1 pseudogene is annotated in these 379 nt (G+C 53.3%); it reads left to right on the forward strand.

The features are described 5' to 3' along the window. A pseudogene (locus VQ048_RS12775) lies at nt 1-379 on the forward strand (hypothetical protein); the annotation flags it as partial.

Below are 379 nucleotides of genomic sequence, written 5' to 3' on the forward strand. Positions count from 1 at the left end.
TTGTTTGGAGATTTACACCCTTGGGGTGGGTTCGGTTCCCGAGTGGCGTTGCGTGTCGAATGCGGCGGTTAATGTCAGTGTGTCGTTTGACGCCTTCGAGGGCAGTTATGTCACTACGCAAGCCTTTGATGCGGCGAATGTCGTTAAGTTTTCGGTCACCAACAACTCGTTCAACTCTGTGGGACCGTTAGACTTTAGTGCTGCGGTAAGTTTAAACGGTACACCTGCGGAGGTGGCCAATGGGCTTACGGTAGTGGGAGATTCTAATACAACGAATGTAACCATTACCCCGGGGCAGTCGCGTGTGCTGACCTATAAACTCTCGGGAACCCCCACTGCGGCAGGGACACTCACGGCGAACTTCAGCCGTTTGGGCTTA

It is taken from the genome of Bergeyella anatis, assembly GCF_036016955.1.
Lineage (GTDB): Bacteria > Bacteroidota > Bacteroidia > Flavobacteriales > Weeksellaceae > JAYWXI01.